This is a genomic window from Micromonospora yangpuensis, assembly GCF_900091615.1.
Classification (GTDB): Bacteria; Actinomycetota; Actinomycetes; order Mycobacteriales; family Micromonosporaceae; genus Micromonospora; species Micromonospora yangpuensis.
Map to the genome: position 1 here is coordinate 760,702 of NZ_FMIA01000002.1, position 23,342 is coordinate 784,043.

Annotated in this window: 8 protein-coding genes; 6 read left to right on the plus strand and 2 right to left on the minus strand. The window is 74.7% G+C overall.

Annotation, left to right across the window (positions count from 1 at the left end):
* Window positions 1-7: 7 nt before the first annotated feature.
* Window positions 8-1,342: an enolase C-terminal domain-like protein gene (locus tag GA0070617_RS03710; RefSeq protein ID WP_091445845.1), complete on the plus strand. Its 1,335-nt coding sequence runs from the start codon at window positions 8-10 to the stop codon at window positions 1,340-1,342.
* On the plus strand, window positions 1,339-2,214 hold the full coding sequence (locus tag GA0070617_RS03715; protein WP_091445846.1) for an amidohydrolase family protein: 876 nt from the start codon (window positions 1,339-1,341) through the stop codon (window positions 2,212-2,214). Before GA0070617_RS03710 ends, GA0070617_RS03715 begins: the two co-directional genes overlap by 4 nt.
* 17 nt (window positions 2,215-2,231) lie before the next feature.
* On the opposite strand, the gene GA0070617_RS03720 is transcribed toward GA0070617_RS03715, so the two are convergent.
* Window positions 2,232-2,927 (minus strand): FadR/GntR family transcriptional regulator, encoded by a 696-nt coding sequence (locus tag GA0070617_RS03720; protein WP_091433937.1) that lies wholly within the window; start codon window positions 2,925-2,927, stop codon window positions 2,232-2,234.
* 143 nt (window positions 2,928-3,070) lie between these two features.
* On the opposite strand from GA0070617_RS03720, the gene GA0070617_RS03725 reads away from it, so the two are divergent.
* The gene (locus GA0070617_RS03725) at window positions 3,071-4,096 is read left to right on the plus strand and encodes a zinc-dependent alcohol dehydrogenase (protein WP_091433940.1); all 1,026 of its coding nucleotides are present in this window, start codon (window positions 3,071-3,073) and stop codon (window positions 4,094-4,096) included.
* A complete protein-coding gene (locus GA0070617_RS03730; RefSeq protein WP_091433942.1) occupies window positions 4,093-4,854 on the plus strand; it encodes an SDR family oxidoreductase in 762 nt (253 codons plus the stop codon). Before GA0070617_RS03725 ends, GA0070617_RS03730 begins: the two co-directional genes overlap by 4 nt.
* A gap of 125 nt (window positions 4,855-4,979) precedes the next feature.
* On the opposite strand, the gene GA0070617_RS03735 is transcribed toward GA0070617_RS03730, so the two are convergent.
* Window positions 4,980-6,425: a PepSY-associated TM helix domain-containing protein gene (locus GA0070617_RS03735; RefSeq protein ID WP_091433944.1), complete on the minus strand. Its 1,446-nt coding sequence runs from the start codon at window positions 6,423-6,425 to the stop codon at window positions 4,980-4,982.
* Window positions 6,426-6,765: 340 nt separating this feature from the next.
* Here GA0070617_RS03735 and GA0070617_RS03740 point away from each other — a divergent pair, with 340 nt between their 5' ends.
* Together GA0070617_RS03740 and GA0070617_RS03745 are read left to right on the plus strand one after the other, a co-directional pair.
* Window positions 6,766-8,088, plus strand: coding sequence for an MFS transporter (locus tag GA0070617_RS03740; protein ID WP_091433946.1), 1,323 nt, complete (start codon window positions 6,766-6,768; stop codon window positions 8,086-8,088).
* A 3-nt stretch (window positions 8,089-8,091) separates the two neighbouring features.
* Window positions 8,092-23,316 carry a hybrid non-ribosomal peptide synthetase/type I polyketide synthase gene (locus GA0070617_RS03745; protein ID WP_091433948.1) on the plus strand — a complete coding sequence of 5,075 codons (15,225 nt, stop codon included), beginning with the start codon at window positions 8,092-8,094 and terminating at the stop codon, window positions 23,314-23,316.
* Window positions 23,317-23,342: the final 26 nt, after the last annotated feature.

The window sequence follows — 23,342 nt, forward strand, 5'->3', positions numbered from 1 at the left end:
AGTCTCGGTGACTGAGCGCATCTCGTCCGTAGAAACGATCGACGTACGGTTTCCCACCTCGCGGCACCGCGACGGGTCGGACGCCATGAACCCGTTCCCGGACTACTCCGCCGCCTACGTGGTCCTGCGGACATCGGCGGGCGCATGCGGGTACGGCCTGGTCTTCACGGTGGGGCGGGGCACCGAGATCCAGGTCGCGGCCGTGCGGTCGCTGGCGTCGATGGTGATCGACCGGCCGGTCGACGAGCTGACCGCCGACCCGGGGGCGTTGGCCCGGCGGCTGGTCGGCGACAGCCAGATCCGCTGGCTGGGGCCGGAGAAGGGGGTCGTGCACATGGCGGCCGGCGGTCTGGTCAACGCGGTCTGGGACCTCGCCGCGCGGCGGGCCGGCAAGCCACTGTGGAAGCTCCTCGCCGACCTCACCCCGGAGCAGCTCGTCGCGCAGGTCGACTTCCGCTACCTGCGCGACGCCCTGACCGAGCAGGAGGCGTTGGCCCTGCTACGGGCCGCCGTCGACGGGCGGGCCGAGCGGGAGCGGCGGTTGCGGACCGAGGGATACCCGGCGTACACCACGACCCCCGGTTGGCTGGGCTACGACGACGAGAAGCTGGCCCGGCTCTGCGCGGAGGCGGTGCGGGACGGGTACCGGTTGATCAAGATCAAGGTCGGTGGGAACCTGGCCGACGACGTACGCCGGATGGGGATCGCCCGGCGGGCGGTCGGCCCGGACGTCCGGATCGCGGTGGACGCCAACCAGATCTGGGGCGTACCCGAGGCGATCCGGTGGATGCGTGAGCTGGCCCCGTTCGACCCGTACTGGATCGAGGAGCCGACCTCGCCGGACGACGTGCTCGGGCACGCCGCCGTGCGGAAGGCCCTCGCCCCGGTCCGGGTGGCCACCGGCGAGCACGTGCACAACGCGGTGATGTTCAAGCAGCTGCTCCAGGCCGACGCCGTCGACGTGGTGCAGATCGACGCCTGCCGGGTCGCCGGGGTCAACGAGAACCTGGCGATCCTGCTGCTCGCGGCGAAGTTCGGGGTGCCGGTCTGCCCGCACGCCGGCGGGGTCGGGCTCTGCGAGCTGGTGCAGCACCTGGCCATGTTCGACTTCGTCGCGCTCAGCGGCAGCACCGAGGACCGCGCCATCGAGTACGTCGACCACCTGCACGAGCACTTCACCGACCCGGTACGGGTAAGCGGCGGCAGGTACCACGCGCCGACCGCCCCGGGTATGAGTGCCGAGATCGTGCCCGCCTCGGTCATCGAGTACCGCTACCCTGACGGGCCGCAGTGGATGCCGGTGTCGGCCGTGCCGGTCGGGACGGGAGCACCGACGGCGTGATCATCGACGCGCACCACCACCTGTGGTTGCCGGAGCGTGGCTACGACTGGCTCGACGCGCCCGAGGTGGCCGCCATCCGCCGCCCGTTCACCCCGGCGGACCTGACCGCCGAGCTCACCGCGGCCGGGGTCACCGGCACCGTGCTGGTCGAGGGCGGTCGTTGCCACCCCGACGAGGCGGCGGAGTTCCTCGGCTACGCCGCCGACACCCCGCCGATCCTCGGGGTGGTGGCCTGGCTCGACGTCGCCGCCGGGGACGTGGCCGCCACCATCGGGCGCTACCGCCGGCTGCGCGGGGGCGAGCTGCTGGTCGGGGTACGCGCCCAGGTGCAGGGCGAGGCGGACCCGGACTACCTCGACCGGCCCGACGTACGGCGTGGGCTGGCCGAGATCGGTGCCGCCGGCCTGGTCTTCGACCTGGTGATCCGGGCCGACCAGTTGCCGGCGGCGGCGCGGGCGGCGCGGGCCGTGCCCGAGCTCCGGTTCGTCCTCGACCACCTGGGCAAACCCCGCATCGACGAGGGTGCGGCGGGCCTGCGCCGGTGGCGGGACCCGTTCGCCGCGCTGGCCGCCAACCCCAACGTCACCGGCAAGCTCTCCGGGCTGGTCACCGAGGCCCGGCCGGACTGGACGCCGGCGGACCTCCGGCCGTTCGTCGAGGTGGCGGTCGAGGAGTTCGGCGCCCATCGTCTGATGTTTGGCTCCGACTGGCCGGTCTGCCTGCTCAGGTCGGACTACCCGGGGGTGCTCCGGACGCTGACCGCCGCGTTGCCGGCACTGCCGGCCGAGCAGCGGCACGAGATCTTCGCCGGCACCGCCGTGCGCACCTACCAGCTGCGGGTCGACCGGCCCGCCCCGGTGGCATCGGAATGACGGTCACCGCCGTGCGGTCAGCCACCGGCCGCCTGCGCGGCGAGCACCGTACGCAACCACGCCTCACTGGTGTTGACGTGCATCAACGCGGTGGCGTGGGCGAGCAGCTGGTCGCGCGAGCGCAGCGCGAGGTAGATCGCGTGGTGTTCGTCGATGGTCTTGTGCGCCGCGTTGCCCTCGATCAACCCGCGCCAGACCCGGGCCCGCAAGGTACGGCTGGACAACCCGTCCAGCAGCGAGGTGAGGGTCTCGTTGCCGGTGGTCGCGACGACCGTGTGGTGGAAGGCCGTGTCGAAGCGGATCAACTGCTCGGCGTCGTCGGCCGCGGCCCGCATGTCCTCCAGGATCCGGCTCAGCTCGTCCAGCTCGACGTCGGTCATCCGCAGCGCCGCCAAGCCGGTGGCCACCGGCTCCAGCATCCGGCGGACCTCCATCACCTCCAGCAGGGTGTCGTCGCGCAGCAGCTCCACCGCGACGCCCAGGCCCTCCAGGAGCAGCCGGGGGGCGAGGCTGGTGACGTACGTCCCGTCACCGCGGCGTACGTCGAGCACCCGGGCCGACTCGAGCACCTTGACCGCCTCCCGGACCCCGCTGCGGGACAGCCCCATCTGGGCGGCCAGCTGCGGCTCCGGTGGCAGTCGCGTGCCGGGTGGCAGCTCGCCGCTCTGGATCATGCTGCGGATCCGCGCGATCGCGTCGTCGGTCAGTGCCATCCGGGCCCCCTTCTCCGCGGGCCGTCGAGCGCCGTCGCGACGGGCCCGCCGCCAGTGACCGGCAACGGCGGCCCTGACCAATATAGAGACATCGGACGTTTGTTGTCGTCAGGGATGTCCCGCGACCTGACCGAGGAGCCCAGGTGAACCGCAGCGCGCACTACGTCGGCCCGCACACCTTCGTCGTCGAGGAGACCGCCGAGGTGCCGCCCGGCCCCGGCCAGGTACGCATCGACGTGGCGTACACCGGGATCTGCGGCACCGACCTGCACATCGCGCACGGCGCGATGGACCAGCGGGTGACGGTGCCGGCGGTGATCGGCCACGAGATGTCCGGCCGGATCGCCGAGCTCGGCCCGGACGTCCAAGGCCACCGGGTGGGTGATCCGGTGACCGTGCTGCCGCTGGACTGGTGCGGCGAGTGCCCCGCCTGCCGCGCCGGCCACACCCACATCTGCCACCGGCTCAACTTCGTCGGCATCGACTCGCCCGGCTCCATGCAGCACTCCTGGACGGTGCCGGCCCGGATCCTGGTGCCGTTGCCGGCGGAGCTGCCGCTGGCCCACGCCGCGCTTGTCGAGCCGACCGCGGTGGCCGTGCACGACGTACGACGTTCCCGGCTGGCCGCCGGCGAACACGCGGTGGTGATCGGGGCCGGCCCGGTCGGCCTGCTCATCGCCACGGTCGCCCAGGCCACCGGTGCCGTGGTCACCGTGCTGGAGCTCGACAAGGGTCGCCGGGACCTCGCCGCCGACCTCGGGCTGCGCACCCTGGACCCGGCGGCGGTCGACGTCGCCGAGCAGGTCCGGGAGGCCACCGGGGGTGCCGGGGCCGACGTGGTCTTCGAGGTGTCCGGCTCGGCGGCCGGGGTCCGGACCGCCACCGACCTGCTCGCCGTACGCGGCCGGCTGGTCGTGGTGGCGATCCATCCCACCCCGCGCGAGGTGGACCTGCACCGGGTCTTCTGGCGGGAACTGGAGTTGATCGGGGTACGGGTCTACCAGAGCGAGGACTACACCGAGGCGGTCCGGCTGGTCCACGGTGGTCAGGTGCCCGCCGAGCGGCTCATCTCCCGGATCGTGCCGCTGGACGACGTGGCCCAGGCCTTCGTGGCCCTCGCCGCCGGTGGTGACGTGAAGGTGCTCGTCGACTGTGGAGGTAATCCGTGAACCCGTTCGACCTCAGCGGCCGGTTGGCCGTGGTGACCGGCTGCCGGCGGGGCATCGGCCTGGCGATGGCCGAGGCCCTGGCGGCGGCCGGCGCCGACGTGATCGGGGTCAGTGCGGAGCTGGAGGAGGAGGGCAGCGAGGTCGCGCGGCGGGTGGCCGCCCAGGGGCGCACGTTCGTGGCGTACCGGGCGGACCTGTCGGACCGGGCCGCCGTCCGCGCGCTCGCCGGCTGGCTCGGCCAGCGGGACCGGCCGGTCGACATCCTGGTCAACAATGCCGGCACGATCCGTCGGGCACCGGCGGTCGAGCACACCGACACCGACTGGGAGCACGTCCTGGAGGTCGACCTCACCGCGCCCTTCGTGCTCTCCCGCGAGATCGGCCGGGACATGGTCCGGCGCGGCACCGGGAAGATCATCTTCACCGCGTCCATGCTGAGCTTCCAGGGGGGTGTCACCGTGCCCGGTTACGCCGCGGCCAAGTCCGGGATCGCCGGGCTGACCCGGGCGCTGGCCAACGAGTGGGCACCGCACGGGGTGAACGTCAACGCGATCGCGCCCGGCTACATCGGCACCGACAACACCCGTGCCCTGCGGGACCAGCCGGACCGCAACCGGGCGATCCTGGAGCGGATCCCGGCCGGGCGGTGGGGTAGCCCCGAGGATCTGGCCGGGGTCACCGTCTTCCTCGCCTCCGACGCCGCCGCCTACGTGCACGGCGCGGTGATCCCGGTCGACGGCGGATGGCTCGCCCGCTGACCCACCCCCCGACGCCCCCGGCCAGACCGGCCGAGGGTGAGGGAGGTAAGGAAGGGCCCCTTCTTAACGGCCGACGGTGAGCGGGGTGACCCGCTCTACCGAAAGCGTTAACAAGGGGCCCTTCCTTACGCGGGGGCGTGGCGGTGGCGTCGGCGGGCGAGTAGACCGAGGACCACGTCGACGACGAGGAAGCCCAGCAGGGTGACGCCGAACCAGGGCAACGCCCACCCGAGCGCCGCCACCACCGGTACGCCGACCAGCAGCGCCCACCACGGCAGATCCCGTACGCCACCCCGGGCGGGCGGGGTGCCGAGCGCGGCACGGCGGTCGGACCGGGTGGGCCGGCGCTGCCACCACATGCGGTAGCCCCAGACGATCACGCAGAGCAGACCGATGGCGAGCGCGGCCAACAGCACCTGGTTGACCGGGCCGAACAGCTGACCCATGTGCGCCTGGATGCCGAGGCTGCTGAGCTGGGCCAGTAGCGGCCAGTCGGCGAAGTCGCTGCGGTCGACCACGGTGCCGGTGGCCGGGTCGACGGCGATCCGGTCCAGCCTGACCGGCCAGGTGTTGTCGTTCTGGTTGACCACCCACGCGCTGCCGGACTCCTCGGCCGGGGTGATCTCCACCGGACCGTTCAGACCGGTGTCCCGGGCGACCGCGAGGACCCGTTCGTAGCTGGCCGGCTCCGCCGCCGTCGTCGGGGCCGGACCGCCGTGCCCCTGGTGTTCCCCGCCCCCGGCGGCCGGCGGGACGCCGTCGAGTCCGGTGGCGACGGCCGGGCGGCTGGCCGACAGCGCGTCCAACCCGGCGCTGAAGTTCGCCCCGGCGAAGCGGGACCAGGTCAGGCCGGTGACCGACAGGAAGAGCAGCCCGACGGCGAGCCAGACGCCCGTGGTGGCGTGCCAACCCCGCGTCCGTCGGACCCCCTTGCCGGCGGAGAGGTCCGGCACGAGCAGGTGCTTCATCCGGGTACGGGAGGTGGCGCGGCGACGCCACCACAGGACCACGCCGCCGAGGGCGAGGACCCACAGCCAGCTGGCCGCGATCTCGGAGTAGTGCCTGCCGAACTCGCCCAGCTGCAGGTTGCGGTGCAGGTCGTCCAGCCAGGTGCTGGCCGGGGTGTACCCGAACCAGGTGGTCAGCTGCCCCTTCACCTCGCCGGTGTACGGGTCGACGTAGACGGTGTGCTGCCGGTCGTCGGTCAGGTCGGGTTGGGAGAACGTGACCCTGGTGGTCTGCTCGTCGGTGCCGATCGCCACGGTGGCGATGGTGCCGTCGGGGTGCGCGGCGCGGGCGGCGGCGACCTGCTCGGCCAGCGGCTTCGGCTGCTCACCGACGGCGGCGACGGTGAGCTGGTCGCCGTAGAGGATCCGGTCCACCTGGGGGCTGACCGTGTAGGCCAGCCCGGTCAGCGCGGCGACCACCAGGAACGGAGCGACCAGCACCCCGGCGTAGAAGTGCAACCGGACCAGCAGGGCCGCCCACGGCGCGGGCCGGCGCACCGGGCGAGCGGGGTCGCCGTTGGCGGGCGGGTTCGGTGTGGGATCGACCAGTTCGGTCACGGACATGGACTACTCCGATCGGAAGGCGGTGCTGCGCAGGTGGCGGTGTCCAGCTGCGGGCACCGTCTCCCGGTCGAGTAGTCGGGCACGGTCCCGGACAAGTTCCCGTCCCGGTGCCGCCACAACGGGAAACCGCCAGACATCGACGCAGCTCAGGCCGGCTCTCTGGCGGCAGGCCCCGGTTCTGCCCTGGCGATGCCGGGCGGTGTCGGGCAGACTGGCGAGGCCCTGACATTTACCGGCGACGATCAGACGACGCGTGCGTACATTGAGGTGAATCGGTGGGGAGAGTCCTCCGCTTGGCGTTGGTGACCGCAACTACGAACCGGCGGGTGGGGGAACCGGAGTGACCCGGGGTGCCGCCGGGTCCCGACAGCTGGCCCTCTTCCGGGCGCTGGTCGTCGGCACCTCGGCCGCGACCTTCGGCAGCTACCTGAACATGGTGGCGCTGAACCTCTTCGTCTACCAGGCGACCGGCAGCGCGTGGCAGACCGGGGTCTTCATGGCCCTGCGCCTCGGTGCCGGCGTCGTCGCGGGTCTGGTCGGCGGGCTGGTGACGGTCCGGCTGCCCCGCCGCCCGGTGCTGGTCCTGTGTGACCTGGGTCAGGCGACCACGCTGCTGGTGTTGGCGCTCGCCGGGCAGCAGACCCGGATCGGCCTGCTGCCGGTGGTGGCCGTGCTGACCGGGCTGCTCAGCACCACGAGTTCGGTGCTGCTGCGCAGCAGTGTGCCGGACCTGGTGGGCGACGAGCACCGGATCGACGCCAACGGGCTGCTGGTGACCGGCCGGGCGGTGGCGACGGCGTTGGGGTTCGCCGCGGGTGGACTGCTGGTCGGCTGGCTCGGTTACGGGCCGGTCTTCCTGGTCACCGCCGGTGCCTTCGCCTTCTCGGCGACGATGCTGGGCGTCCTGCCGCTGCGGTTTCCCCGTCGCCGCAGCTCCATCGTGGAGGGTACGTCCCCGCCGACCGGCAAGGCCGACGGCGGAACCGGCCGGCGGTGGCGCGGGCAGGTGGTCGTCGGGGTGCTGGCCGCCGCGCCGACGGTGTCGGTCATCCTCGCCGTCCGGGCGGTCGACGCGTTGGGGTCCGCCTCGCACAACGTCGGCATGCCGGTCTACGCCACCCAGATCCAGCCCGCCGACCCGGCCGGCTTCGTCGGCAACTTCTTCGCGGTCTGGGCGGTGGGGCTGTTCGCCGCGCACCAGGTGATCAAGGGGATCCGGCGGCGTACCAGCGGTCTCGACGATCCGCACCGCAGCGAACTGGCCTTCATCGTCGGTACCTGCCTGATGTCGGCGGCCTTCGTGGCGGCCTTCGCCGGCATCGGGCAGCCGTGGGTCCTGGTGGTGGCCCTGGTCGCCGGCCTGGCCGACGGCTTCACCGAGATCACCTACACCACCCGGGTGCAGGCGGAACCCGATCCGCGTCGGGGCTACTTCTTCGGGCTCACCGCGATGGCCGAGAACGGTGGCCTGGGGCTGGGCATGCTGCTGGCCGCCGCGCTGCTGGAGGTGTGGCGGCCGATCCAGGTGGCCGGCGTGATGCACGGCGCCGTCGTGCTGCTGGCCGTCGTCGTGGCGGTGGGCGTCACGGTCGGCCGACGCAGGGCGGGACCCGCCGCCGAGCAACCGGATCCGGCCGTGCGGCCACAGCAGAGCAGGAGGTGACCGGTGGACGAGCTGACCGAGGCGTTGGCCCGACGTACCGAGCTGATCGACGTGGCGGTGGTCGACCGTACCGGCTTCGACGGCGTCCGGTACCGGGTGGCGTACGTCGTCCCCGCCCCCACCGGCACCCCGGCGCAGGCCCGGCGGGCGGCGCAGGCGGCGGTGGCGGCGACGGGTGACTCCGGTGGGCCGGTACCGGTCGCCGTGGTGTCGGGCATCCCGCGCGACGCCGACGGCGTGGCGGACCCGGCGGCGCTGCGGGCGGTGCCGGTCGCCACGACCGCCGGCGGCACCCTGGTCCGCCGGCCCGACCGGAAACCGGACCGGATCCACCTGGCCGACGTGCTGGAGCTGCCGCCGCGCTGGGGATCGGACCTGGTCGCCCCGGCCGCCGGCCCGGCACCGGCGGTATCCGGCGACACCCCGAAAGATCCGGGTACGCGGCCGGCCGAGTCGGCTGTGCCGCCGCGCGATGTGCCGGCGGCCGAGCCGGATGCGCCGTCGGCCGAGCCGGCGGTTGAGGCGGTCGGGGGCGTACCCGAGGTCGGTGGGGACCTTCCGGCGACGCTGCCGGAGGCATTGCGGCGGGCCGCCCGGGACCGGCCCGAGCAGGGGCTGCGGCTGGTCGAGGCCGACGGCACCCGGACCCTGCGCTACCCGGAGCTGCTCGACGCCGCGCTGCGGACGCTGACCGGGCTGCGGGCGGCCGGGCTGACCACCGGCGACCCGGTGATCCTGCACCTGCCGTCGCTGGCCGATCACTTCGTCGCGCTCTGGGCCTGCCTGCTGGGCGGGCTGCGGCCGGTGGCCGTCGCGCAGGCCCCCGGGTACCAGGCCCGCAACGCCACCCTCGACAAGCTGCAGCACGCCTGGCGGAGCCTGGACCACCCGGTCGTGCTCACCAGCGGCACCGTCACCGCACAGCTGGGGACCTACGCCGACCGGGCCGGGTGGGGCGGCCTGCGGGTGCTCGACCTGGCCGACTGCCGGGCCCACGAGCCGGCCGGGGAGCTGCCCCGGCCCACCCCGGACGACGTGGCGATGCTGCAACTCTCCTCCGGCAGCACCAGCGCGTCCAAGGTGATCCCGCTTACCCACCGGGGCATCGTGCGGTACGCCCGGGACGCCTGCCAGGTCGCCCGGGTACGCCCCGACGACGTCATGCTCAACTGGCTGCCGCTGGACCATGTGGCCGGCCTGGTGATGATGCACCTCGGTCCGGTCGTGCTGGGCTGCGACAACGTGCACGTCGGCACGGCGCTGGTGCTCACCGACCCGCCACTCTGGCTGGACCTGATGCAGCGGTACCGGGTGCGGCACAGCTGGTCGCCGAACTTCGGCTTCAAGCTGGTCACCGAGGCGTTGCGGGCGCAGCCGGACCGGCGGTGGGACCTCAGCGGGGTGCGTACCCTGATCAACGCGGGCGAGCAGTGCACCGAGCCGGTAATGCGCGGCTTCCTGGCGGCCACGGCCGACAGCGGGCTCGCCCCGGACGCGTTGGTGCTGGCCTGGGGGATGGCCGAGACCTGCACCGCGATCAGCTACCAGACCTTCGGCCCGGACGCGGTGCAGCACGCCGAGCTGCACGCCGACGGCAGCCGGGTCCGGCTGGCGCCGGCCAGCGCCCCGGGGACGACCACCTTCCTCAGCATGGGCCCACCGGCGCCGGGCACCCGGTTCCGGGTCACCGCACCGGACGGCCGGACCGCCCTGCCGGAGCTGCGGATCGGCCGGTTGCAGGTCCGGTCCGAGCGGGTCACCCCCGGCTACCTCAACCATGACGAGGCGAACCGGGCGGCCTTCCCGGACGGACCGTGGTTCGACACCGGTGACCTCGCGTACCTCCACGACGGCCGGCTCACCATCACCGGCCGGGGCAAGGAGGTGATCATCGTCAACGGGGTGCACTACTTCTGCCACGAGATCGAGGACCTGGTCGGGGCGGTGCCGGGGGTGGCACCTACCCAGGTGGCGGCGTTCGGGGCCCCGGGACCCGACGGCATCGAACGCATCGTGGTGCTCTTCTGCGCGCAGGAGGCGCTGGACGCGGAGCTGCTGACCCGGATCCGGCAGCGGCTGGCGCAACGGCTGCAGGTCGGCTCGGCCCACCTGGTCTGCGTGCCGCCGGAGCAGTTCGAGAAGACCACCAGCGGCAAGATCCAGCGGACCAGCATGCGCAACCGGCTGCTGGCCGGCGGCTACGAGCCGCAGTCGCGCCGGGTCGACCTGCTCGACGCCGCCCCCACCACGGTCGCCGACTGCGTCCACCGGCCGGTGTGGACAGCCCGCCGGTTCACCCGTGCCACCCCGCCAGCCGGGCCGGTGCTCGTGGTCGCCGACACCCTGGGGCTGGCCGCCCGCCTCGGCCGGGACCTGCCCGACGCCGTACTCGTGGACCCCACCGGCCGCCCGTACGACGATCCGGATCGGGCCGGCCGCCCGTACGAGGATCCGGATCGGTGGGTGGAGCTGCTGCGGTCGTTGGCGGCGGGCGGGCGTACCCCGGGACTTGTCGTGTTCGCGGCCAGTTACCTGCCCACGCCCGACCTCGACGACACCGACGCCACCCGGCGCGCCGTCGAGGTGTGCGGCACCGGTCCGCTCGGCCTGCTGTGTGCCCTGGCCGCCCTCGACTGGACGGGCACCCTGCTCACCCTGAGCCGGGGCCTGTACCGGATCCGGGGCGACGAGGCGGGTTGCCCGCCCGCCGCGTTGACCGCCGCCCTGGGCGAGACCCTCGGGGTCGAGCAGCCGGGGGTCCGCGCCTGGCATCTGGACCTGCCCGGCGACGAGGTCGCCGGGGACGCGGCCACCGTCGTCGCGGCCTGCGGCTGGGCGCACCGGGAACCACTGGTCGCCTGGCGGGGCCGACCCCTGGTCCGCGCGGTCGAACGGGTCGAGCCGGCAAAGGGGCCGGCCGTGCTCCGGCCCGGCTCACGGTGGCTGGTCACCGGCGGGCTCGGCGGGGTGGGCCGGGTGATCCTCGGTGACCTGCGCGCCGAGCTGGACCTGCGGGTGCTGGTCGTCGGACGGAGCGAACCCGGTCCGGCCCTCGCCGAGCTGGCCGCCGCCGGCCCCGACCGGGTCCGCTACGCCCGGGTGGACGTCACCGACGGCACGGCGTTGGAGGCCGCGGTCGTCGAGGCCGAACGCGCCTGGGGAGCACCGCTGGACGGCGCGCTGCACCTCGCCGGCCGGTACCGGACCGTGCCGCTTTCCGCGCCACGTGCCGGACAGTGGCGTCCGGAGACCGACCCGAAGGTGGCCGGCTCGATCGAGGTGGCCCGGCTGCTCCGGCGTCGACCGGGCAGCCACCTGGTGGCCTTCTCCTCCCTGCTGTCGCTGACCCCGGTGGTCGGTGCGGGCGGTTACGCGGCCGCCAACCGCTTCCTCGAAGCCCTCTGCGCACAGCTCGGCGACGCCCACTGCCTCAGCTACGGGATGTGGCGCGGGGTGGGACTGAGCGAGCAGGGTGGCGTGGAGGCGGCCACCCGGCGGCACATGCTCAGCTTCTCGGTACCGCAGGGACAGGCGTTGACCCGGCTGGCCCTGCACCAACCCGCCGGCCACCTGCTGGTCGGCTTCGACACCAACGCCACCCGGGTGCGACACCTGGTGCGCCCGGTGTGGGCGCTGGAAGGCGTCCGGGCCACCGCCAGCTCCGGCGCTGCCGCCGGCAGCGGGACGTCTGGCGCTGCCACCGGCAGCGGGGTGCCTGGCGCTGCCGCCGGCAGCGGTGTGCCCACGGACGTCTTCGGTGTCCCGGTGCCGGTGGTGGCCGACCCGGTCGGATCCACGCCGGACGCCGTCGACGATGCCAGCCCGGCCAGCACCGCGCCGGCTCCGGGCGGCTCGGCGACGGCCGGCCCCGACCCGGTCGGGGTCGCCAACGCGGTACGGCAGGCGCTGCGCCAGACGGTGCCCGGCGGGGTGGACGAGCACACCGCCTTCCACGACGCCGGCCTGGACTCGGTGCGCCTGCTGCGGCTGCACACCCTGCTGCAGCAGTCACTCGGTAGGCAGTTCCCGCAGACCACCCTCTTCACCCACGGCACCCCCGCCGCCCTCGCCCGGCACCTGGCTGAACGGTTCACCCCGTCGGGTGGGGAGCTGGCGGCAACCGGGTCCGCCGACAGGCCGGGTGAGCAGCGGATCGCGGTGATCGGCCTGGCCGCCCGGCTGCCCGGCGCGGACACCGTCGAGCGGTACTGGCAGAACCTGCTCGCCGGCCGGGTCGACGTACGCCGGTTCAGCCGCGCCGAGCTGCTCGCCGCCGGACTGCCACCGGCACTGGTGGACGATCCGGCGTTCGTACCGGTGAGCGGCGCGCTCGCGGACATCGAGGGCTTCGACGCCGAGTTGTTCGGCATCAGCGCCCGGGAGGCGGCGCTTGTCGACCCGCAGCAGCGGCTCTTCCTCCAGGTCTGTCTGGAGGCCCTGGAGGACGGCGGACAGGCCGGCACCGACCGGCGGGTGGGGGTGTACGCCGGTGCCGGCATGCACCTCTACTCGCTGCGGAACTACCTGCTGGACCGGTTCGCCGGGGCGGACCCCGCCGACCAGGTGGCGGCCCTGCAGGTGACCATCGGCAACCAGCCCGACTTCCTGGCCACCCGGGTCGCGTACCGGCTCGGATTGACCGGGCCGGCGATCAGCGTGCAGACCGCCTGCTCGACCTCGCTGGTCGCGGTGCACCTGGCGGTACGGGCGCTGCTGGCCGGGGAGACCGACCTGGCGCTGGCCGGGGCGGCCGCGGTGCACGTGCCGCAGGCGGCCGGCTACCGGTACGAGGAAGGGTCGATCCTGTCCCGCGCCGGAGCCTGCCGGGCGTTCGACGCGGCGGCGGACGGCACCGTCGGCGGCAACGGGGTCGCGGCGGTGCTGCTCAAACGCCTCGACGACGCGCTCGCCGACGGCGACACCGTGTACGGCGTGATCATCGGCTCGGCGGTCAACAACGACGGTGCCACGAAGACCGGCTACACCGCTCCCAGCGTCACCGGGCACGCCGAGGTCATCCGGGCCGCCCTGGCCCAGGCCCGGGTCGACGCCGACTCGATCGGGTACGTCGAGACGCACGGCACCGGCACCCGGATCGGCGACCCGATCGAGGTGGAGGCGCTGCGTACCGTCTTCGGTGGGCGCGGACGGCCGCTGCCGCTCGGCGCGGTCAAGGCGAACATCGGCCACCTCGACACCTGCGCCGGAATGGCCGGCCTGATCAAGGCGATCATGGTGGTCCGGGACGGGAAGGTCCCCCCGGTCGCCGGCCTGCGCCGACCCAACGCCGAGCTGCGGCTCGACGAGGGGCCGTTCGAGCTGCCGACCGAGGTACGGGACTGGACCGGTCCCGGTCCCCGGCGGGCCGGTGTCTCGTCGCTCGGCGTCGGCGGGACCAACGCCCACGTCGTGGTCGAGGAGCCACCGGCACCCGTGGCGGCCCGGCGGAGTCCACCGGCCGGGCCGGTCGTGGTGCCACTCTCCGCCCAGCATCCGACCGCGCTGCGCCAGCTGGCCGAGCGGTTCGCCGACCGGCTGGCCTCGGCGGACGCGCCCCGGCCCGACGACGTACTGGTCACCCTCGGCGCGGGCCGGCGGGCGTTGCGCCACCGGCTGGTGGCCTGGTCGGACTCGCCGGCCGGGGTGGCTGACGTCCTCCGGCGGGCGACCTCGACCCCCGCCGGGGCCGGGCTGGTGGCCGGGAGCGTGCCGGCTGGTGGCCCCGGGCCGGTCGTCTTCGCCTGCTCCGGACAGGGCAGCGACCTGACCGGCGCCGCCGCCGGCCTGTTGGCACACGAGCCGGCGCGCGAGGTGCTGGAGCAGTGCGCGGGGTGGTACCAGCGGACGTGGGGCGTCGACCTGCTCGCCGCACTGCGCGGCGAGCCGCACGAGTGGACCACCGCCACCGTCCAGCCGGCGCTCTACGCGGTGCAGGTCGCCTTCGGCCGGCTGCTGGAGTCGGTGGGGGTGCGGCCGGACGTGCTCATCGGCCACAGCGCCGGTGAGTACGCGGCGCTCTGCCTGGCCGGTGCGCTCCCGGTCGCCGACGGGCTGCACCTCGCGGCGGTACGCGGGCAGCTCATGCAGAGTCGTACCCCCGAGGGGGCGGCCCTGGCGGTGCTCGCCGACGCCGCGCAGCTGGCCCCGGTGCTGGCCCAGGTGCCGGGGGCGGAGCTGACCGTGCGCAACGGGCCGCGCCGGTACGTGCTCTCCGGCACCCCGGAGGTCGTCGCCCGCGCCGGTGAGCTGCTCCGGGCCGCCGACCTCGACCACCGTCCGCTGGCGGTACGCCGGGCCTTCCACAGTGCGCTGATGGAACCGGTACTGGCCGAACTCGGCGCGCAGGCCGCGACGCTCGACTGGCAACCGTTGGGCACCTCGCTGGTCAGCAGCCTCTCCGGGGTACGCCTCGCGCCGGGGACCCGGCTCGACGCCGAGCACGTCCGCCGGCAGACCCGGCAGCCGGCCGACTACCACGCCGGGGTCGAGGGGCTCGTCGCCGACGGCTGCACGACCTTCGTCGAGATCGGACCGGACGCCACCCTGACCGCCCTGGGGCGGCAGTGGCCGGACACCAGCTGGATCCCGGTCCAGCGCGGCCGCGACCGGGCCGGGTCGGTGTTGGCGGCCCTGGCCACCCTCTACGCCCGGGGCGTGCCGGTGGACTGGGCCGCCCTCGCACCGACCGGCCGCCGGATCCCGCTGCCCACCTACCCGTTCCAGCTCACCCGGCACTGGGCCGCCCCGACGCCCCCGCCACCGCTCACCCCCGAAGCACCGCACACCCCCGAAGCACCGCACACTCCCGCAGCGCCGCTCACCCCCGAAGCAGGAGGTACGCCCAGGATGTCCCCGGCCGTCCCGGCGAACCCCGCCGCCGACATCGTGCTGCGCCAGGTCCGCGAACTCACCGCCCGGCACCTCGACGAGGACCCGGACCGCATCGCCGCCGACGCCGCCTTCTTCGATCTCGGCGCCGACTCGCTGCTGATGATCAACCTGCTGCGTGACCTGGAGGCGACGTACCGGATCCGGGTGACGATGCGGGAACTCTTCGAGGACCTCGACACTCCGCAGCGGCTCAGTCAGGCGGTGCTGGAGCGGATGACGCCCGAGCGGCTGGCCGCCCTGACCCGGGACGAGGCGACCCCGGACGACGTGATCGCTGCCGCCGCGACGCCGGACGGCGTGATCGCTGCCGCCGCCCCATCAGCGGGGACGGTCCCGTCGGCGGGGACGGTCCCGTCGACGGCGGCCGTCGCGCCCAGTGTGCCGTTCGAACCGGCCGCCGTGGCGGGCAACGGCAACGGGACGCGCCCGCACCCGGCCGGGCCGCCGGACCAGACCTTCACCGGTCTGCCGTCTGTCGCACCCGCCGGTCCGCCCGCCGTAGGCCCGCCGCCCGTCGCCGGTCCGCCCGTCGCCGGTCCGCCCGCCGCGCCGGCCACGGTGAGTGGAGCGGCGGTAACACCGGCCGCCGAGTTGATCCGCGCCCAGCTCGACCTGATGGGCCGGTTCGCCGACCTGATGACCCACCAGCTCGCCGCGCTCTCCGCCAGCCCGGAACCGGGCGTGCCACCGGTCCCGGCACCCGGCCCCGCGCCGGCCCTTCCCGCGCCCGCGCCTGCCACGTCCGCGCTCGCCGCGCCCGCGCCCGTCATGCCCGCGTCCGTCATGCCCGCGCCCGTCATGCCCGCGCCCGCCACGCCTTCGACCGCCGTACCGTCGTCGGGCCCCGCGCCGCGGTCGGCCGCGTCCGCGCCGCCGGCCGGGGAACCGGGGGCGGCCGGGGATCCGGTGGCGGGGAACGGCGCGGGGCCGGCGCAGCTCGGCCCCCGGCCGCTGCGGGTCAGCGGTGGAGCCGGCAGCGGCCGGTTGGACGAACGCCAGCGGGCCCACTTCGACGACCTGGTCCGGCGGTACGTCGAACGCACCCGACGCTCCAAGGAACTCGCCCAACACCACCGGCCCTGGCTGGCCGACAGCCGGGCGGTGGTCGGTTTCCGTCGGGCGACCAAGGAGATGCTCTACCCGCTGACCGCCCGCCGGGCCCGGGGCGCCCACCTTGAGGACGTCGACGGCAACAGCTACGTCGACATCACGATGGGCTTCGGGGCGCTGCTCTTCGGCCACGAGCCGGAGTTCCTCACCAGCGCCATCGCCACCCACCTCGCCGACGGGCTCCGGCTCGGCCCGCGGGGCGAGGAGGCCGGGGACGCCGCCCGGCTGCTCTGCGAGCTGACCGGGATGGACCGGGCCGCCTTCGCCACCACCGGCACCGAGGCCAACTCGGCGGCCTTCCGGCTGGCCCGCGCGTACACCGGGCGGGACCTCGTCGTCACCTTCGACGGGGCGTACCACGGGCACTTCGACCCGGTGCTGGGCCGGGGTGTGCAGGAGGGCGGGAGTTGGCGCACCAGACCGGTCTCCGCCGGGGTGCCCGCCTCGGCCGTGGCCGACGTCCGGGTGCTGCCGTACGGCGCGGCGCAGAGCCTGGAGGTCATCCGGGAGCACGCCGACCGGATCGCCGCCGTGGTGGTGGAACCGGTGCAGAGCCGGCACCCCGACCGCCAGCCCGGCGAGTTCCTGCACGAGCTGCGCCGGCTCTGCGACACGTACGGGATGGTGCTGCTCTTCGACGAGATGCTCACCGGTTTCCGCCCGCACCCGCAGGGCGCGCAGGGGGTCTTCGGGGTCCGCGCCGACCTGGCCACGTACGGCAAGGTGATCGGGGGTGGCTTCCCGGTGGGGGCGGTCGCCGGCCGGGCCGACATCATGGACTGGGTCGACGGCGGCTTCTGGCGGTACGGCGACGACAGCGTCCCGCCGCAGGACACCACCTTCTTCGGCGGCACCTACATCCAGCATCCGGTCTCGATGGTCGCCGCCCGCGCGGTGCTGACCGAGCTGCGCCGCCGTGGGCCGGCCCTGCAGGAGGGGCTGAACCGGGCCACCACCCGGCTCGCCGACACCGTCAACGCGTTCTGCGTCGCGGAGGACTTCCCGGTCCGGGTGCACCACTTCGGCTCGCTGTTCCGCCTCGCCTCCCCGACCGACCTGAACCTGCTCTTCAACCACCTGCTGCTGGCCGGCGTACACGTCTGGGAGTGGCGGAACTTCTTCCTCTCCGACGCGCACACCGACGCCGACGTGGACACGGTGATCGACGCGGTCCGGGAGTCGCTGTACGACCTGCGCCGGGGCGGTTTCTTCCCCGGCGGCCAGGCACCACCGCCGGCCCCCGCCCGCCCCGCCGAGGCCGCACCCGCCCCGGCGGCGGCCTCAGTGCCGGCTGTGGGGTCAGCGCTGGCTGTGCAATCAGCGCCGGCTGTGCAATCAGCGCCGGCTGTGGGATCAGTGCTGGCTGTCCAGGCAGCGGCGGGCAAGGGGCGGCCGGCGGGCGTACCGGATCTCAGTCTGTACTTCTTCGGCGACTACCCGCAGCAGCGGGTCGAGGACCGGTACGCGGCGGTGCTGGCGGCGGCCACCTTCGCCGACCGGCACGGCCTGCACGCGGTGTGGTTGCCGGAACGGCACTTCGACTCGTTCGGTGGGATCTTCCCCAACCCGTCCGTGCTGGCCGCCGCGGTCGCGGCCCGGACCGAGCGGGTACGCATCCACGCCGGCTGCGCGGTGCTGCCGCTGCACGACCCGATCCGGGTCGCCGAGGAGTGGGCGGTGGTGGACAACCTCTCCGGTGGGCGGGTCGGGATCGGCTGCGCCTCCGGCTGGCACGCCCGGGACTTCGTGCTCGCCCCGCAGGTGTACGGCCGGCACCGGGAGGCGATGTACGAGGCGGTCGGACAGATCCGCACCCTCTGGCAGGGCGGGGCGCTCACCCGTACCGCCGGCAACGGTGAGCCGGTCGAGGTCCGGCTCTTCCCCCGGCCGGTGCAGCCGATGCCGCCGATGTTCGCCGCCGTGGTGGGCAACCCGGACAGCTACCGGCGGGCCGCCGAGGCCGACCTGGGGATCATCACCAACCTGATGTCGCAGAGCGTGGAGCAGTTGGGCGAGAACATCGCCCGCTACCGGGCGGCGCGGGCCGAGCACGGCCTCGACCCGGCGGCCGGGCGGGTCGTGTTGCTGCTGCACACCTACCTCGGTGACGACACCAAGCGGGTACGCGACGAGGCCTTCGGGCCGTTCTGCGACTACCTGCGGTCGTCGTTGGCCCTGTTCGGCCAGGTGACCAACAGCCTCGGGGTGACCATCGACCTGGCGAACACCGCCGAGGAGGATGTGGCGTTCCTGCTCCGTCGGGCCTACCGTCGCTACACCACCGACCGGGCCCTGATCGGCAGCCCGGCGGACTGTGCGTCCATCGTGGCCCGGGTCGCCGAGCTCGGGGTCGACGAGATCGGCTGCTTCGTCGACTTCGGGCTGCCGCCGGACCGGATGCTGGCCGGCCTGCCCGGCATCGAACAACTCGGCGCACTGGTCGGCCACCCCACCGGCCCGCCGCCGGCCGTACCGTCGTCGCCGGCCGCGCTGTCGTCCCAGGCTGTACCGTCGTCCCAGGCCGCGCTGTCGTCCCAGGCCGTACCGTCGTCGCCGGCCGCGCTGGTGGATGCCGGCTCGTCGGCGCAGGTCGCGCCGTTGTCGGTGGCGCAGCGGGAGGTCTGGTTCGTCGAGCGGATGCTGCCGGGCCGGCCGACGTACACCGAGACGAAGGTGGTCCGCCTCACCGGCGAACTCGACGTCGACGCGCTGCGGACCGCCCTGGAGTCGGTGGTCCACCGGCATCCGGCGCTGCGTTCGGTCGTGCGTGAGGTCGACGGCGAGCCGCGCCAACTGGCCCTGCCACCCGGCCGGCTCGACCTGCCGGTGGAACAGGCCGACGCCAGCGGCGACGAGGCGGGTGCCGTCGACTCCGCCGACGCCGGAGCGGTGGCCGCGGTGCTGCGGCAGGAGAACGCGCACCGGTTCGACCTGGCCGCCGGGCCACTGTTCGCCCCCCGGCTGGTCCGGCTCGCTGCCGACCGGCACCTGCTGGTCCTGCGGATGCACCACCTGGTCATCGACACCGTCTCGGCGCAACTGGTCAGCCGCGAGATCGCCGCCGGCTACCGGGCGGCGCTGGAGCGTCGGCCGGCCCAGTTGCCGCCGGCACCGCCCTGGCCGGCGGTGGCCGCCGAGCCCGACGAGGAGACGCTGCGTGGGCACCTGGCGTACTGGACCGGGGCGCTCGCCGGCCTGCCGACCCGCCCGGACCTGCCGACCGACCGGCCGCGCCCGGCCGTGCCGAGCGGCGCCGGCGGGGTGGCCGCCGCCGAACTCGACGCCGACCTGACCCGGCGGGTACGCCAGTTCGCCCGAGCCCACCGGGTCACCCCGTTCATGGTGCTGCTGGCCGGGTTCGCCGTACTGCTGAGCGACCTGGTCGGTCGACGGGAGGTGCTGGTGGGCACCCCGGTGGCGCACCGCCCGCCCGGCACCGAGCAGGCCGTCGGGATGTACGTCAACACCCTGCCGTTGCGCATCGACGTGGCACCCGAGGCCGGCTTCGGCGAGCTGGTGCGGACGGTCCGGTCGGTGCTGCTGGACGCCCAGGAACACCAGGACGCACCGCTGCCGCGCATCGTCGCCGCCCTGGGTGGCCAGCCCGAGCCCGGCCGGCACCCGCTGTTCGACGTGGTCGTCGAGTTCGACAACGGCGCGGTCTTCGAGCTGGACCTGCCCGGGGTACGCGCCGAGCTGCTGGACGCGGCCGTCGACCGGGCCCCCTTCGACCTCGCGCTGTTCCTCACCGGCCGGGCCGAGCGGGTCGACTGTCAGCTCAACTTCGCCCGGGACCTCTTTGACCGGCCCACGGTGACGCGGATCCTGGACCGGTTGGCGGTGCTGCTGCGGGCCGGCACCGACCAGCCGGAGCTGCCGGTGGCCGAGCTGCCCCGGCTCACCGACGACGAGCGGGAGCGGATCGACCGCTGGCAGGACGGCGGACCGCCGGCTCCCGGCGCGGGCCGTACCCTGCTGGCGGGGTTGTCCCTGGACACCTCGACGGTGCTCGACCAGCACGGCCGGCTGGCCGGCCCGCAGCTGGGCCGACGGGCCGAGGCGGTGGCGGCGGCGCTGCGCGCGGCCGGGGTCGGCCCCGGCCAGCTCGTGGCGGTGCACCTGCCGCGCGGGGCCGACGCCGTGGTGGCGATGCTCGGCGTGCTGGCCACCGGGGCCGGGTACGTGCCGCTCCCGCCGGACCAGCCGGCCGCCCGGTCGACCGCCATCCTGGCGTCGGCCCGGGTCGCCGCCGTGGTCGCGCACACCGCCCAGCCGAGGCTGCCGGTTTCGGTGCCCACCGTGCTGGTCGACCAACTGGCCCCGGCGGCACCCGGGGCCGGGGATCCACCGGAAACAGTCGCGCTGAGCCTTCAGGGCGCGGCCACGGCCGCGCTGAGCCGTCAAGGCGCGGCCACGGCCGCGCTGAGCCCCGAGGATGTCGCGTACGTGCTGTTCACCTCCGGCTCGACCGGTCGGCCGAAGGGCTGCGTGATCCCGCACCGGGCGATTGCCAACACCGTCGCCTGGTACGTCCGGGACCTCGGCCTCACCGCCGCCGACCGGCTGAGCTGGTTCAGCAGCCCCGGCTTCGACGCCACCTGCCTCGAGGTGTGGCCGGCGCTGACCGTCGGCGCGACGCTCTGCGTGGTGCCGGAGGAGGCGCGTTTCGACCCGGTACGGCTGCGCGACTGGCTGGTCGGGACCCGGGTGACGGTGGCGATGATGCCGACCCCGATGGGGGAGCTGCTGATCGACCTGGACTGGCCGGCCGGGACGGCGCTGCGGCACCTGGTGGTCGGCGGGGACCGGCTCCGTCGGCAGGCCCGCGCGGAGCTGCCCTTCCGGGTGACCAACGGCTACGGCCCGACCGAGGCGGCCGTGCTGTCCACCTGGGCGCAGCTGACGCCGGCCGACGGCGCGGTGCCGCCCATCGGTCGACCCGTACCGGGGACCTGGGTCCGGGTGCTCGACGGGTACGGCCGGCCGGTGCCGGTGGGCGCGGCGGGTGAGCTGCACCTCGGCGGTGCCCAGCTGGGGCTGGGTTACCTGGACGATCCGGCCGAGACCGGCCGGCGGTTCCGGCGGCATCCCGAGCACGGTCCGCTCTTCGCCACCGGCGACGTGGTCCGCTGGCGGCCGGACGGGCGGTTGGAGTTCCTGCACCGCAACGACGCCCAGGTGCAGATCCGGGGGGTACGGGTGGAGCCGGCCGAGGCCGAGTACCACCTGCGGCAGCTCGACGGGGTCCGGCAGGCCGCCGTCCGGGCCTGGCGCGACGAGCGCGACGAGGCGTACCTCGCCGGCTACGTGGTGCCGGCCGACCCGGAGGTGACCGCCGACCGGCTCCTGCGGGCGCTCGCCGAACGCCTGCCGGCACAGTTGGTGCCCACGGTCTGCGTGCTGCTGCCGGAGCTGCCCCTGCAGGACAGCGGCAAACTGGACCGGGCCCGGTTGCCCGAGCCGGACCGCGGCGACCTTGTCGCGACCGGCCCCCGGGTGGCCCCGGCGACCGAGCTGGAACGGCGGCTGCACGAGCTGTGGCGGGCCGAGCTGGGCCTGACCGACCTCAGTGTCGAGTCGAGCTTCTTCCAGCTGGGTGGCACCTCGCTGACGGCGTTGCGGCTGCTCAACCGGACCGCCACCGAGCTGGGCCGGACGGTGGAGATCCTCGACTTCCTCCGGGACCCCACGGTCCGGGCGATGGCCCGCCGACTCACCCCGCCCGACCCCGCCGGCCCTGCCGGCCTGTCCGGCCCCGCCGGCCCCGCCGGCCCCGCCGGCCCCGCCGGCCTGTCCGACCCCGCCGGCACCGCGGATCCGGCCGGCACCGCTGATCCCGCCGTGGCTGGGGGCGGGTCGGTGGGCGACGACCGGGCCGCGCCGGTCGGCGAGGTGGTACGTACCGCGCCGGCGAGCTTCGGTCAGGCCCGGCAGGTCCTGCTGACGATCCGCAGCGACGAGCCGCAGACCCTCACCGTGGCGACCCGCTTCGCGCTGCGTGGACGGCTCGACCGGGCGGCGCTGCGGCGGGCGCTGACCGCCCTGGCCGACCGGCAGGCCGTGCTGCGCACCAGGTACGCGATCGAGGACGGTGTGGTCCGGCAGGAGGTGCTCGCCACCCGCCCGGTGGACCTGCCGGTGGTCGAGGTGGCCCCGGACCGCCTCGATGACACGGTCACCGGCTGGGCGGCCCAGCCGTTCGCCCTGGAACGGGAACCCTGCTTCCGGGCCCTGCTGGTGCGACTGACCGCCCCGACCGACCGCGCCGACCCGGGGGAGCGGCACGAGTTGGTGCTGGCGGTGCACCACGGGGTCATCGACGGCTGGGGGGTCGACGTGCTGGTGCGCGACCTGGGCGCGCTCTACACCGCCGAGGTCACCGGAGCACCCGCCGACCTGCCGGTGCTGGCTGCGGACTTCCTCGACTTCAGCCGCTGGGAGCAGCGCTTCCTCGCCGAGGAGCAGACCCGTGACCTGGTACGCGGCTGGGCCGAGCAGGTCCGGGAACAGGCCGCGCCGGTCCGGCTGCCCACCGACCGGCCCCGCCCGTCGACGGTGGTCAGCGCCGGCACCTCGGTCCGCGCCGAGATCGCCGCGGACCTGGTCACCGCCGCGAACGACTACGCGGTACGCCGGAAGGTCACGCCCTTCGTCGTCTTCGCCGCCGCCTTCGCGGGGTTCCTGCACGAGCTGACCGGTCAGCCGAGCATCACGCTCACCGTACCGGTGGCCAACCGGCTGGATCCCCGCTTCGCCGACCTGGTCGGCGGCCTGGCGCACGTACCCTGGCTGGTCGTGCCGGTCGACGGCGCGGCGGGCTTCGACGAGCTGGTGGACCGGACGACCGCCGCGACCTGGCAGACCCTGGCGATGCAGTCGGTGCCGCTGCCGGTGTTGACCGAGGCGCTCGGCGAGCGGTTCGCCGGCAACCCGCCCCGGGTGTACTTCTCGATGTTCGACCTGGCCCCACCGGTGCTGCGGCTGCCCGGTCTGGACCCGGCACCGGCCCGGGACGTGCTGCTGGCCGGGGCCCGCGCCGACCAGCTCTGGCAGGTGACGCCCGCGCCCGACGGGGCGATGGCGCTGGTCGTGGAGTACGCGACCGCGCTCTTCGACGCCGACACGGTCACCGGCTGGATCGCCGGCTACCAGCACCTGCTGCGCCGGGCGCTGGCCGGACCCGACGCCACGCTGCCCGGTACGTCGGCGGTTGCCGCCGGGGACTGACGGGGGCGGCCGGACCGGTCATCCGG

Excerpts from the sequence above, each read along its gene's own strand:
- GA0070617_RS03720 (WP_091433937.1), bottom strand. The coding sequence starts at position 2,927 with ATGGCACTGACCGACGACGCGATCGCGCGGATCCGCAGCATGATCCAG.
- GA0070617_RS03735 (WP_091433944.1), bottom strand. The coding sequence starts at position 6,425 with ATGTCCGTGACCGAACTGGTCGATCCCACACCGAACCCGCCCGCCAAC.